The following is a 13,772-nucleotide window of genomic DNA, read 5'->3' on the forward strand; positions in this document are numbered from 1 at the left end:
TAAAGGTTTTCTTATTGAAAACAAAGGTAAAATGAAACATTTATCATTAATTATCACCTTACCTTTTCTCTTTCTAAGTTTATTAGATGCCCAAGGTCTATCTTCTGTAATCGTTGAGTTTCCCGAACAACCTGAATTTCTTATAGCCGAAAGCAGTATTCAATATCAAAATGCTCAAATAGGCTTTCTTTCTTTTGATTTTTACTTTTCTATAAACAACCCCAATCGTAATCCGATTTTCTTAGGTAAAACTGATAGTAATGGTACGCCCATTGCAGCCTATCGTTTTCAAGTAGAGGACGATGAAGTTGGTTTCTTTGAAGCCACAGATTATAGATATAAGAATGCGCTACATGTATTCCAAGCTAAACGCAATGACCAACCCGGTGAAACAGTGGGTAATGTGCTCATTATGTTTAATGAAAACACCAATCAATTGTGGGCAAAAACATTGAGCCCACCTGCGGGGTTCAATTTAATTCATGGCTTATACGCCGATGGGGATAATGGAGATATCCTTACAGCCAGAGAAGACCCCGAACCCACTGACCGAGGATTTTTACGCCTGAGCAAATTAGATTTTTTCACGCAGACCGATCACTGGAATTTCAAATACCGCACACTCTCCAACCAGGGTATAAATTTGGATTATAGTTGCATTGATATTGAAGCTACGGGAAACAACTATCATGTTCTCGCATCAGAAAAGCTCCTGACTGTTACCAAAGGTATCTTACTAAAGTTAGATCAAGAAGGAAATATACAAACTACACTCCGATCACCCGAACTTCATCGTTTTAACAATATTGCCACAGACCCTAACACCGGAGATTTATACCTCATCGGCGACTTGAATATCGAAAACACTAATGGTGTTTTTGAAGATGGCTTCCTGGTCAAACTATCGCTAAACTATGAAGTAATTTGGGCTAAACGAATAGCCGATGAATCGGCCAGCAACAGTAGAACCCTGGATTTGGAAGTCTTTCCTAATGGCGAAATCGCTGTCTTATTTTTAGCAAGCGATCGTGGCTACAGTTTTTTGCGCTTTGCCTCAGATGGAACCGAACTAGAGCAACTGACACTGCCTCTTCCTACCTCAGATTTTGCAATTGCTGATAATGATAATTTATTTTACGTAGACAATGACACCCTACGTAGAACCCCTGATGAATTGGTGAATCGCCCTACTATTACCCGTCTTACTCAAAATCCAACTGCTGACAACTGTATGCTGACTCCTTCTTGTCTCATTATTGAGGATGTTAATATAGCTTTTGAATCGGTACAGTGGTTTCAGGAAGTTATTCCTTCTTTACCCGACTACCAAATCTCGGCCACTCCTATTCCCATCGTCACTTACCCCAAGTGTATCTCTACACCTCTAAATCCTAGTCTTTTCACTTTACCAGATACGATCTGTATAGGAACAGAAGTTACTCCAGGTGGATTACAAAATCATCTGGCTCTGGAAGTCGTTTGGCGTATTATTGGTCCACAAACAGACACGACCATTACTGCCTTCACTTTCAATTATGAGTTCAATATTTCTGGTACTTTCACAGTAAGGCAAATCTTGAGTCAACTTGGTTGCCAAGAAAGTTCGGAGTTATCACTTACGGTCATTACCAATAATTTAAGCCTTGATTTAGGCGATGATTTGCTGGTCTGTGATGATGACATAACACTACGCCCTAACACTCCAGACAACTTAACTTACCAATGGTCAACAGGTGCCAATACCCCTTATCTTGAAACCAGCACCGGCGATAGCTACCAGCTCCAGATTAGTGATGGCTACTGTTTCACCACTGACACTATCGATATTTCTTTTCTAAAAGATAGCCTTCCTCCTCCCTACCTTACTTTACCCTTCAGCGAGGCTGCTATTTGTCCGAGCCAACTACCTTATGCTTTGCAGCCAGCGAGTGATTACAGTTCGACTTTTTGGTTTCAGGATATTTCTGCTGCGGATAGTATTCTTTATTTGCCGCAGCTGGGCAACTATACGATTAGCACACAAGTAGAAAACTGTGTTTTTACTGCTAATTTCAGTCTTATTGCTCAGGACTGTGCGGCACCTGTCTATTTGCCCAACGTATTCAGTCCAAACAACGATGGCATTAATGATAGCATCACCCCACAAGGAAAGGATTTTACTGGCTTACGTTTTGAAATCTATGCCCGTTGGGGTGGCTTATTGCATGTAGCCAAAGCAGCCCCTTTTAATTGGGATGGAACATCCAACGGCCAAGCTTTAGCAACCGGTATTTATTTACAAGTCTTCACCTTCATCAACCAGCGTACAGGACAAGAAGAGCAGCTTGCTCAAGAAATAATTTTGCTACGCTAAAAAAGTATTCTTGCTTTTTTCAACCTCAAACAAAATCTCCGTTAACAAGCGAAAAAATTCCGTTTTTTTCCGAAAGTCTACAGTTTCCGTTACGGCCCCACCAGATACTTACAAATAGCCATTTTCTTTTATTTGATTTGTAAAATTCTTAATATCAGCAGATTAAGAGCACCCACCTCCTTTCTTCGAAAGTTTAGGCATAAATATGGTAGTAATATTAGCGAATAGAAAACTGTAGAGAACCCTCTAGCTTATTTAAACACTACGGTGAGATTTACCCAAAAACAGTATGAACAGAGGCACAGTTGTATTGCGCAGAAAATAAACTGCAATTTCTCTCAAGTTTTCCAAATAGCTAAAACGCTTAAAATGAAGCGCTTATTTAACTATTTGAAAAACAAAATTGCTTTTTATTTTCGTGCTGTTCTATACAAACCAAGCACTCCAGAACTAACACTTAGTCCATTCAAGAAGGGATTTCGCACCAAAATTTGTTGAGAAGCTCAAAATGAGTTTTTTGACCTTAACCGTATTTCTGCTTCGGCATTAATCAAACCTTTTTGAATGATATGGCAGTGGACAGGTACAAAGATATGTATCGTACAATCGATCTGGTAAGGAAAGAGTTTGTCAGCTTTCAACAGCTGGGAGCAGGGTTATCCTCAAGTTCTTGGGTAACGGATTTGCTGCACCAAAAGCTTGAAGGAACGCCTATTCGGGCTTATTTCCTTGCTAAAACGGCAGCATGGTTGAAAACCATCAACCCGGTAGGTCCGGCATTTCATTATGCTCGTCATGAACGGCTGTTCACAGCTCAACTCCCTTTTATTTTCGAAGTTGTCATTACCATCCAGTATCTCCACAATCAGATTCTTGATGGCAAATCTGGCGTCACCAACCGGGAAAAAATTTCCGAAAATATGCTGGCCGCCAACTTGCTCAAGGAGCAACTCTATCGGTATATTGCTACGCAACTACCTCGGCCTGCCCGCCAGTTAACCCACGAAGCCGTTCGCAAATGCTTTGAGCAGGTTGATCAAGGGCAGTACCTCGAACAACAATTCAATACCTACCAGGCTTTTGCTCAAGGGCAAGATGATTGGAAAAAAACGCTGCCTGCCGCCTGGGCCAAGGATTTAGATTTATCGGCTGTTGCTCCTTTTATAAACAAACTAAAAGCAGACTTACCAGCTATTCTACACGTACAGTTAGATATCTACTTTGCTCGAATCTACCTTACCTGTGCCAGCCTCTTTGTGGAAGCGAGCCGTTTGGTCGGACAACTTCTTCGTGTTTCGGCGACTAAAATGAAAGCGGTATTGAATTTCAGTGTCTGCTATGGCTTGATGCGGCAACTTGTCAATGACAATAGTGATTGGATCCCCAGTCATTTTGGCCTGGCTACCAAAACAAAGACAGCAGAGGATCATTTCAGCGATTTACGTAACGGGACGCTTACCCTCCCCGTTTTGTTTCTTCTTCCCGAAAGAAAGGACAGTTCTTTACTTCAGTTTTTAAATAAAAAAATGCGCTGGTCAGCAGCTTTCGAAGAAGCTGCCTTTACCGAAATATTGTCGTCGAATGCTATCTATAAGTCTATTCAGAACACCCGTATTCTGGCAGAATTAGCACTAGCCTATCTTCCCTTAAACAATCAAGCCGCAGCTTATTTGGCAGATTCTTGTGAAATTGTCCACTGGAACAAATTCCTCGCTCCCTGCCTGAATCACCCAGCGTACCAAGTCTATCGCAAAGGATATTATCGTCAGCGTACCCGCCGTTTGATTTTGCAGCTCCGCAAAGAACGTACAAGTGCTCAACAAGTACCTGGTTCCACATGGTGGCAAAAAGCGTGGAAATTTACGCCAGAAACGCCCTTGGCGGTTACTCGATTGGCGGCCGTTTTGCAACGACACCCGTCTAGTGAAATTGGTTAAATAGAAAATTAAATCTTGATAATTTTAGATTTTACATTTTATACTGAAGGTTCTGAAAGAAAAATCTGTATATATTTTCGCCACTCACTGCCGTTTTACTACCGTTTTCTCATACAGATTACTTAAATTTGTTTGTAGGGATAGTAATTGGAATACATAATAGCTAGGCAGTTTAGCATTTCTAAACCTGTTTTGGGCTACACATTTATGAGCAATGAGAGTGATCTTTATTACCACTCATCATTGCTCAGTATAGATATGCTTTGTTATGTCATTCGTATGCTATTACCCCCCCATAGTGTGAATCAGTAAATACATCCTTATGACTCAAGCGCCTACTATTCGCCCTGAACAGTTGGCCCCGCGGGAGGTCATCGCGTTCCCTCAGGTTGATGAGTTCTACGATATGCTACAATATCGTCTGAACATGATATCAAGTGGCTTCATCTTTCAGGGTCCATTCACTATTTTCATTAACGCCTTACCTCGTGAACGGACTACTTTCATTGATCGCTACTCCAATGTACCGCTGATTTATGCTGGCGTTCAACGGCAGCGAGATTTACTCTGTGAGTTAACGCTTAAGGAACAAATTCCTCACCTTGATGAACATTGGGATCACTTGGATCACACGGCACTGGATAGTGATACAGCCGTAGTGAGTTCACAGCTATACCAAGCCTTTAGCTCAGGTTCCTACGGTTTTGCAGATATTCCTAAGGTAGGAATGGGAACACTAAAGTCCTATTTTGCATCAATTCTGGAAGAAGACAACCCTAAGGTGCCTACTACCCGGCAACAGGCAGAATACCATATCCTCAAAGAGTTCTTCAATCTTGAAGAAGACCTTTACGTCTCTATCCCCCTTATTATGTTTGGGGAATTTGATGGAATCATGCACTTTGTTTACACGAAGAAGGATGATCTATTAAAACGTACTCGTTCCTTGGGGGGACTTATCCGTTCAGCCAGTGCTATGATCGAGACACAGGTTTTGGAATGGGATTTAGTGGGGCGTAACCCCGAGAAGTCAAAGGCAATCCTCATGCCGCTGGAAGAAGATTTCTACGAACACGTAAACAGGAATCCAATTCTAAGGGATTTACAATTCAAAGAATACTACCGAAAATACCTTGGTTTTTACCAAAAGCGTATTCGTTTTAATGATGACGTTATCCACAGTAAGGTTTATAGACCTTACCTAAAAGCGGCCATCACAGCCATCATGATCGACTCCTTTGCTCACAATGTTAGTGCGCATAGTTTGGTGGCCCTCAACTGGTGGTTTAAACAGCGTGCAGAAAACATTCGCTCTTTTCAGAAAACCCACCGCGATGAAGTAGCCGAAGTAGAAGATTTAGTTAGCACCTATTTACCCGAAGGCTATGATCGAGACCGCGTATTTGAGCTTATAAAACCTTGGGTAAAAGGTTCCTTTGTCCGCAATGCCGATCCAGATTACGACTTGGTAAATTTTTCGGGGCCGCTCGCACGCGAAATTCAGCCCCTCCTTAAGTTCCTAATGCAAAAAGGAGCCTTCTGGAGTGGTATCGCCCGTGACAATAACTTTGGTGGAGAATCAGCTACTGCCTTTGATGTATTGTGGAACGACTTTATCAACAACCCCCTTTATTTAGGAACAATCGCGAAATCGGAAGATATTCACCGCTTGCGATTTAGGGTCATTGTTTATGAACCTTTACAGCCCGGTGATATTCATCCTGCGCAGCCTGAAAATATCAAGAAAAAACCGCTGGTTGACGGTATCTTTGTAGAAGTCGATCTTAAGTACAAGCGCCCGGATATAAAAACCTACCCAACGGGTAAGAGTGGCTATCCAATTACACCGGAAGAATGCCTTTGTATAGAAACTTATCCAGAATTGGAAGAAATGAGCGACTTTGTTGCTCCCGGAGAGGATTATGTGAGAATTAAGGAGGCGCTAACAAATTGTCATTTATTTTTCCCTGGCGAAGTCGTCGGGCGTCATGCATTCTTTACACTTTTAGAAAACAAGATTAGAAATGTCAAGCACTTCAAAGGCGATGCCCTTAGGCAAATGCAGAACGGAGGCTTGGAGTTGTGCATCAGTTTCCAGGAAAAGCCTGTACGAAAAGGCCAACCAAATGATAAATCGCTCTATTCTGTAGGTATTTGGCTCAATGGCTTGGTGAATTTCCACACAAAAAGCGATCAACTTTTACCAGAAACTCGTCATGCTAACTTGAGTAAAGGCATCATGGACGAAGATTCGTTTGCACCACGGTTAGGAGGTAGCTCGCAGGACAAACTCTGTGCAGGTATGCTTTTTAACAACTTCTTCCTTCATGTCCAAAATGGTGATGGTAATGAACTACGGGACCGTAGTGAAGATACGGAACGAGACGAAGCTTTCTACCCCTGGATTATCCCCGTGGTCAGCCCCGTTGACAATATGCACGCTGATGTAGAATTCAACGCTAAAGCTCCCGACGAATGGGCCGGAATTAGAAACCGTTTCTCCATAAAAGAAGGTTACCTGAAAAAGTATTTCCACATTTGGAAAGCCGCCGATATTCACTGGGTGCATGGCCCCGAGGATACTGATTTTGTGTGGGACAACCTTGCGCGGTTTAAATTTGTAGGCTTACTTGCTCAAGGCAAAAAATTACAAGAACTTCTTTTCGACAAAGTACGCTCCAAGGGAGTATTAAGGGTCATTAATCGCCAGCTAAGTCCAGATTTAACAGGTGATCATGCTATCGTTGATGCCTACCAGTGTTGGATTAAAGCATGGATGGGTGAAGAAGCAGGCATCGTCAGACTTTTCGTTGACAATGCGGTCGTGGGTAAGTTTATTTACCAGCCTGAACAAGAAAACAGCCTAACGTATTACCCGGTATGGCAACTCCCCATAAAGGAGCAGACCACAGAGATTCTTAATGTACAGGATTTGCATATTGCCCACGGAGGAGATTCCGACAACAAACAATTACTGCGCTACCGTAGCCACGGTATATACGTCAAATATTTCCAATCAGAACTGGTCCCTAATCAACCACTCTCTATCAAAGCCCAGGCTCGTATGGCCGAGTTTTTTGAGGTATTAGCAAGCCGCATCTGTATTTTTGACAGCCGAGTTTACTACCGATTAGGCGATCCGGAGAAGCGTAAAACACTAGCTGATCAACTTCTGCTCCACGTTTTTGACGAGAGCAACCTGGAAGCAGGCAACAATGACTGGTTGGGCCATTGGGAAGGTCACAAAGAATGGATTATTAAAAGAAGTCATTTTCTCGTACTCCACCTTTCATTTATTGAGAAAATACTCCTTACCAAATACTCAGACAACCCCGATTTCAGAGACGAAAATATCGGGCTATTTATTCAAGAAGAAATCATGCCATTTGCCACTAATGAAGATGGGCAAGTACGTGACAACTTCATGCTCGTCATCACTACTGNCCGAGGTCGGACAAAGTGGTGGACACGTTTATCAGAAGAGGAAAGCTATAGCGCATATAGACGCTTTACTAACTTCAGGCCTGTAGAATCAATTATCTCCGCTATTGAAGATGCGATAAACCGCAAGGATGATATTGAAATAAAGCACAACCTGGTGAAGGTAATGTTCGGGTCGTAAATTGTTGCGTTGCTAGGAAATCATACTATGGGAATTACAAGAACAATCATTATCGTTTGGTCGTGGAAAGCTGCGGGCATTGGTGAAGGCGTCTGGCAAGTCGCCGGTTCTGCCAATGCTAACGACCTTGTCGTTTGCCGCGACTGGCCTGTATCACAGGAAGGAGATACACAAAACCTAGCTGTTCTAATCCGACAATACCTTCAGCAAGACGGAGAAGTAATGCTTTTCCTCCATCGCTACCATGGTTATTCACAAGAACACCTTAAGCAAATAATTCAGCAAGCTCCCGAAGGCCAGCAGGAACGTCTTCGGTGTTTCCTCTTTGGCGAAGGTGCTGATGCAATTTACCTGACCAGTAACTCCAAAGGGCTGCTAGGCACTTCGGGCACCTTCTCTGCTCAACTCAATCGTGATGGACAGCCTCTTGATGTTTCGGCCATTGCAGATGCAGAACGCCGCCTTCTTAAGAGTGCCCATTTTGACTATATCTGGGACATTTACCAGCTTGCTCTCCGTCGGAGAATCTTTGAATTCAAAGAAGACCTCTTCAATTGCCTTGGGCAATACTTGCCTCAAATGACCTTTGAGCCCGGGGAGTTATATCCCCTTCTACGCCTCCCGGAAAACAGGATGCTATTCCTACGTCTATTAAGTTTTGTTGGCCGTATTCGGAAAGGTTCGGATTTAGCTAATGAAATTCGTATATTTGAACGGAACAACAACAGAACACTCACCTTTGACGATTGCGGCATCCAGTTGGAAACTTCCTACGGGGCGTCAGCAGCGGAACAGTATGCACTACTCGCAGCCTATGTACTTCGTAATGTACTGGCTAAAGGTAATGCTGTATCATTACTGGAACTTCGTGAAAGGTTTGAAGAACTGTTAGAACAGATATCAGGATTAACTTATCATTCATGAAGATCGTGCTGTTGGTAGATGGTGGACGCCCTGCTCCTCAAGCTTTGACAGCTTATTGTGAAGCAGTAGGTTTTCGACTCATCAAAATCACCCCTACCGAGGGCGGTTGGCAAAAGCTGCTCCCCGAAGCCTTTGGAGTAATGTTATTACTACCCGCTTGGGGTAGTGGAGCTTATCTTGATTCGAGCTGTTTATGGCAGCATTTTCTGGCTGATCAATATCCGCACCTTCGTCTTCTGATGACTAGCTATGAACAAGTTGACTACGTTAATCACCTGGATTTACTCCGGCTAGCAGATTACGATGCAGCTTGGTGGCAACAAACCCAGGAAACACATATCACAGAAGAATTACCTTATTTTACGGGCATTGACCTTAGTGAAAAGCTAAAACGCTTTTTTGCAGGGCATGGAGACGACAGTGTTGTAGCTGTCTTGTCACGTATTCGCTTGGTTGTACAAATGGCCAGCAGAGAATTACAGAAAATGCAAACGCCTTATTCTGAAATTTATGCTGACCTGGTGAAACCAGCACAGTTAGCCAATAAATGGAGGGAATGGCGTAATCGTTGGATTAATTATTACCCTCTTTTTGAACACACTCCTTTGGCAGGAAAATTAGAGCAGATTGCTCTCTTAACGGAAGGAATGGAGCATTGGATGTTGGCAGGAGGGAAAGAACAAGAACCTTTAGCAAACGGAATGATTTTGCAAGTCTTAAACGACATGCGTGAACAGCTCCAGCAGATTGAAAAACAGTATGTCGTCCAAAAATTATCACATACTTATCGTTGATGACGATGCCGAATTTCACCAACAAATTCGGTATGCATTCCGGCGCCAGTTTTTATTCTCCGGAGCCATCAACGAAAAGCAACTTTTTGAAAAACTTAGCGGAGAAGGTCATTTTGATTTAATCCTGCTGGATCTTGTCTTGGATGATTCCGAAACTAAGAAGGGTTTAGATATTATTCCCCAGATAGCCCAACGCTATCCAAACATTCCTGTCATCATTGTCACCGCTGACCGGTCTATAGACACCGTCGTTCAGGCAATGAAGCAGGGAGCACGTAACTTTCTCGTTAAAGATGACTTTGATTACGACTATTGGGAGCAACAGTTCTCCGCTGTAATTGACGGTAGTAAGCTCAAACAAGAGAACCTGGTACTAAGGGCAGAAGTAGACCGCCGCCGAGCCCAGGAAAACGAAGCTTACCCCTTCATTGGGGAATCTACTCAGATTAAAGAAATTAAGCGCATTCTAAAACTGGTTTCAGAAGAACCTGATGTCACAGTACTGATTACTGGTGAAACAGGAACAGGTAAGGAGGTCGCTGCACGTTACCTACATGCCCACGGAGCTCGCAGTAAACAGCCTTTTCAGGCCGTCAACTTATCCGCTATACAGGATTCGCTCCTCGAGAGCACACTATTTGGCCATAAAAAGGGTGCCTTTACAGGTGCCTCCCGCGACATGGAGGGCTACTTTAGTCAAGCCAATACAGGAATTCTCATGTTGGATGAGATTGGCGATATTGACCAAAATATTCAAATCAAGCTTTTACGCTTCCTGGAAACAAAGCTGATCCGTCCGGTAGGCTCAGACCAGGATGTTCAGCTTGACGTACAAGTTGTTACTGCTACTCACCGTAACTTAACAGCGGCAGTAGCAGAAAGCCGGTTTCGAGCCGATTTATTCCAGCGCCTCAAAGCAATGGTGATAGAGCTTCCGCCACTTCGTTCACGTCGAGATGATATCCCTCTTCTGCTTTCTCATTATTTCGAGGTCGATGATCTACAGAAAGTCCTGACTACAGCAGCATTGGATGCTATGCTAAATTACAACTGGGTAGGTAACATCCGGGAGTTAAAAAACACTGTTAATTATGCCCAGTTGAGGGCTCGAATCCAAGATAAAAAACGAATCGACGAGCATTGTTTGCCTACAGAAATCACCAGTGAACAACCGGTCATTCCAGTAAGCTTTACGCAAAACAACAACACCTCCGGATCTGCACCTACAGACAATGCAGGAGAAACCCCTCACGCTGGACCTAAGAACATCGACGAAGAGCACGCACTAATAGATCTCGATCGTATCGAAAAACTGTTGATCCAGAAAAACAAGGTAAAAAAAGACGTCGCCATTGCCATTGGTTTGGAAAACACAGACAATTTGCGCTACCGGATTAAGAAACATTTTGAAAAACATCCCCATCTTTTTACTAACTTCCCTACGATAAGCCAAAGTTACCGGCGCATTGTCAAATAGAAGCTATCTAAGGTTTAGCTTCATGTAGAAATCTAGTGAAGTGGATACGGAATTGCAAAATCTCAAGCGGAAAGTTGACCGCTATCAGGAAGTATTAACCAACACTACTGCATATCGCAAAGTATGGGTGGAGGAATTAAGTCAAAAAATCCTGGATCAACTCAATTACATCATGGGGCAGGTAGAACTCGATGCTAAGGTTGAAGTACGCTCAGGGCTCGAAAACCTGGAAGCTATCGACCTCAGCCTGGGCACTGTCCGCTCAGGTATGTCTCAGCGAGTAAACGATGCCATTCAGCGCGATCTAATCAAGCACAACGGCTCCCTGGTCTATCAACAACTGTTTAATGGTAAGGTGATGGTGCTTATTCAGTACCCTCACATCGAAGGTTATGGTGAACCAAAGCCACCAAAAACCATTGCGATCTATCGACCTGAAGAATTAAAAGACCCTTATTTTATTCGTCACGTGGAAGAGTTCATGCAGGAAATCACCTTATGGGAAGATTACGACGACGAAGAGCCCTATCAACGTATCGGATTCCAGCTCAATTTTGGGCAAACAGAGGATGAGTAGGGGCAAAAAAAAGAGGACACTTTGCGGTGTCCTCACTAGCTAATCTTATTAGCTTTTGACTTCAAACGGGATAGTGATTTAGTCTTTGCGGACTAAATCAAAAAACTGAAAAGTACACTGGGATAGATTGGATTCTATGTTTTCTCAAAGCATGTCAATGCATGCATAAAAAAGGCAATTATTCTTATTACTACACTTCTGTAGTATACTATACTATATGTAAAAACCAGACCAACTTTTTACACGAAGCACCAATACGCTTACGCAAAAACACAACCATTTGACAATTAGGTGTTTACAAAATATTTTTATTCTAGAGAGGAGAACAAGAAAAGCACCAATAGACAAACAACCTATTCGTTTTTCGTTTATAAACGAAAAAAATTCGTTTGCGCAAGAAAACAGGGTGAGCATTAGGCAATAGCAGCTGTTCATTCCTTAGTCAAATATCATCATTCACTTTATCTTTCTAACGCTAGTACAATACCGCATCCAGTTCAACATCATGTTCTTCAACTGGAGCGGTCTCCACTATTTGGAAGGGAAAGGAAACTCCAATCTTCTTTGCAGACAGGTGCTCTGCAAGAAAGGTGTCATAATAACCGCCGCCATAGCCAACCCGGTATCCTTTTTTGTCAAACGCCAAACCTGCAACAACAATAAGGTCATAATTCCCCGTATACTCCTGAGCGTCTTTGGGATGATAAGTACCAAATACACCCGATTCCATGTTTTTCAAGTCGGTCAAAACCAAATTTTGCATTTGTCGCTTTTTGAGCGTCTTAGGCACTACGACAGTCAATCCGGCGTCTAATGCTCTTTGTAATAATGGGAGTACATTTATTTCTGAGCCCATCGTCAGGTAACTGTGAATAACCCGTGCTTTATTACTCAAAATGACTTCCCATAATTGCTCACATATGTTCTCGGAGTGAGCCTTGCGTACACTACGAGGTATTCCATCCCGCTGTTTGAGCATTTTTTTCCGGAGGTATTTTTTCTCTTCTTTCGCAACATCCATTTTTCAATTATTTCTTAGCCGTGCTATTTACATAAGCGGTTTCGTCTGAGTATTTTGATAGTAGCTAATTTTCATCTGAAACATTTCTGCCATTTTCCCTGCCCGCCACTTGGCTTCCGTTGCCTTTTCGCCAACAAAATATTCGTCCACTGTTTCAAAAAACAACTGTTTCCAACGGTCAAAATGAGCAGCCTCCACAGGTAGTTGAGCATGAGGAGGAAAGGGGCTACCATAGTAGGTGTGTTCCTTCAAAAGAACTGTTTGCCAAAAGCGGTACATCTTTTCTAGGTGTTCTCCCCAGCGGTCCTGAATGACCCTATTGAAAACCTCCCCCAGTAAGTCGTCCTGGCGAATCTTCTCGTAAAATGTATCTACAAGCATCCGTATGTCTTCTATGCTTGAAATATCTTTTATATCCTTCATTTATATTGGATGTTTTTGTCTGATTTATTGTTAAATAAGGATCAGGAAACAAGCAATCTCCGCAAAGGGAGTAGCAATATGTGTATATATTTTTTTGTAAACTCCCTAAACTACCTCTTCAAAAAAGCCAGCCCGCTGTGGAGTTCATTGGCCAAATCTTGCACTGTAGTTTCTTCAAGCATTTGTTTCAGATCATCCCTAATTGCTTTGAACTGGAAGTGCATTGGGCAAGGCTTGGATTCATTACAATTCTTCAGTCCCAAGCCACAGCCTCTGTAAATATCGCCACCATCAATGGCATCTACAATTTCACTTAATGTAATTATAGAAAGCTTGGATTTAGAGATTTCATACCCCCCCGTTGGCCCCTTTATTGAAAGGATTATTCCGTTTCGGGCTAATGATTGTAAGATTTTTCCCGTGAATGCCACAGGTGAATCAATTGCTTCAGCTACTTCCTTCAAGCTACTCCGCTGATCTTTTTCCGACAAGCGAGCAAGATGAATAGTTGCCCTTATACCGTATTCACACGCTTTTGAAAACATGTACTAAATTTTCGTAAAAGTAAAGAGAAAATACTTTTCGGACAAAAGTGTCTGCTATATTTTTTTTAGACGAACTCTTAACAGAAGTACACCCCTCAA

The 13,772-nt window shown here is 42.6% G+C and carries 9 protein-coding genes; 6 read left to right on the forward strand and 3 right to left on the reverse strand.

Annotation, left to right across the window (positions count from 1 at the left end; all coding sequences use genetic code 11):
* The first annotated feature begins 31 nt into the window (after window positions 1-31).
* The 6 genes from A3EU_RS0106310 to A3EU_RS0106340 all read left to right on the forward strand — a co-directional run bounded on the left by A3EU_RS0106310 (window position 32) and on the right by A3EU_RS0106340 (window position 11,684).
* Complete coding sequence (locus A3EU_RS0106310; RefSeq protein ID WP_020535288.1) at window positions 32-2,353, forward strand: T9SS C-terminal target domain-containing protein; 2,322 nt, start codon at window positions 32-34, stop codon at window positions 2,351-2,353.
* A gap of 593 nt (window positions 2,354-2,946) precedes the next feature.
* On the forward strand, window positions 2,947-4,290 hold the full coding sequence (locus A3EU_RS0106315) for an isoprenoid biosynthesis enzyme family protein (RefSeq protein WP_156825678.1): 1,344 nt from the start codon (window positions 2,947-2,949) through the stop codon (window positions 4,288-4,290).
* 3,649 nt (window positions 4,291-7,939) lie between these two features.
* Window positions 7,940-8,836: a hypothetical protein gene (locus A3EU_RS0106325; protein WP_020535291.1), complete on the forward strand. Its 897-nt coding sequence runs from the start codon at window positions 7,940-7,942 to the stop codon at window positions 8,834-8,836.
* Complete coding sequence (locus tag A3EU_RS0106330) at window positions 8,833-9,630, forward strand: hypothetical protein (protein ID WP_020535292.1); 798 nt, start codon at window positions 8,833-8,835, stop codon at window positions 9,628-9,630. Before A3EU_RS0106325 ends, A3EU_RS0106330 begins: the two co-directional genes overlap by 4 nt.
* Window positions 9,596-11,107: a sigma-54-dependent transcriptional regulator gene (locus A3EU_RS29560; RefSeq protein WP_020535293.1), complete on the forward strand. Its 1,512-nt coding sequence runs from the start codon at window positions 9,596-9,598 to the stop codon at window positions 11,105-11,107. The genes A3EU_RS0106330 and A3EU_RS29560 overlap by 35 nt, the downstream gene beginning before the upstream one ends.
* A 40-nt stretch (window positions 11,108-11,147) precedes the next feature.
* Window positions 11,148-11,684, forward strand: coding sequence for a hypothetical protein (locus tag A3EU_RS0106340; protein WP_020535294.1), 537 nt, complete (start codon window positions 11,148-11,150; stop codon window positions 11,682-11,684).
* Between the two features lie 475 nt (window positions 11,685-12,159).
* Here A3EU_RS0106340 and A3EU_RS29565 read toward each other — a convergent pair whose 3' ends face one another.
* The 3 genes from A3EU_RS29565 to A3EU_RS0106355 form a co-directional block, all read right to left on the reverse strand.
* Entirely contained in the window at window positions 12,160-12,705 is a 546-nt protein-coding gene (locus A3EU_RS29565) for a 5-formyltetrahydrofolate cyclo-ligase (RefSeq protein WP_020535295.1), read from the reverse strand.
* A 27-nt stretch (window positions 12,706-12,732) separates the two neighbouring features.
* A complete protein-coding gene (locus tag A3EU_RS0106350) occupies window positions 12,733-13,128 on the reverse strand; it encodes a group III truncated hemoglobin (RefSeq protein ID WP_020535296.1) in 396 nt (131 codons plus the stop codon).
* A gap of 110 nt (window positions 13,129-13,238) precedes the next feature.
* Window positions 13,239-13,673 carry an RrF2 family transcriptional regulator gene (locus tag A3EU_RS0106355; RefSeq protein WP_020535297.1) on the reverse strand — a complete coding sequence of 145 codons (435 nt, stop codon included), beginning with the start codon at window positions 13,671-13,673 and terminating at the stop codon, window positions 13,239-13,241.
* Window positions 13,674-13,772 lie beyond the last annotated feature (99 nt).

This window comes from Lewinella cohaerens DSM 23179, from assembly GCF_000379805.1.
GTDB lineage: Bacteria > Bacteroidota > Bacteroidia > Chitinophagales > Saprospiraceae > Lewinella > Lewinella cohaerens.

What these genes read in the sequence shown, in the direction of transcription:
- A3EU_RS0106310 (WP_020535288.1), top strand. Translation starts at nt 32, where the DNA reads ATGAAACATTTATCATTAATTATCACCTTACCTTTTCTCTTTCTAAGT.
- A3EU_RS0106315 (WP_156825678.1), top strand. Translation starts at nt 2,947, where the DNA reads ATGTATCGTACAATCGATCTGGTAAGGAAAGAGTTTGTCAGCTTTCAA.
- A3EU_RS0106325 (WP_020535291.1), top strand. Translation starts at nt 7,940, where the DNA reads ATGGGAATTACAAGAACAATCATTATCGTTTGGTCGTGGAAAGCTGCG.
- A3EU_RS0106330 (WP_020535292.1), top strand. Translation starts at nt 8,833, where the DNA reads ATGAAGATCGTGCTGTTGGTAGATGGTGGACGCCCTGCTCCTCAAGCT.
- A3EU_RS29560 (WP_020535293.1), top strand. Translation starts at nt 9,596, where the DNA reads ATGTCGTCCAAAAATTATCACATACTTATCGTTGATGACGATGCCGAA.
- A3EU_RS29565 (WP_020535295.1), bottom strand. Translation starts at nt 12,705, where the DNA reads ATGGATGTTGCGAAAGAAGAGAAAAAATACCTCCGGAAAAAAATGCTC.
- A3EU_RS0106350 (WP_020535296.1), bottom strand. Translation starts at nt 13,128, where the DNA reads ATGAAGGATATAAAAGATATTTCAAGCATAGAAGACATACGGATGCTT.
- A3EU_RS0106355 (WP_020535297.1), bottom strand. Translation starts at nt 13,673, where the DNA reads ATGTTTTCAAAAGCGTGTGAATACGGTATAAGGGCAACTATTCATCTT.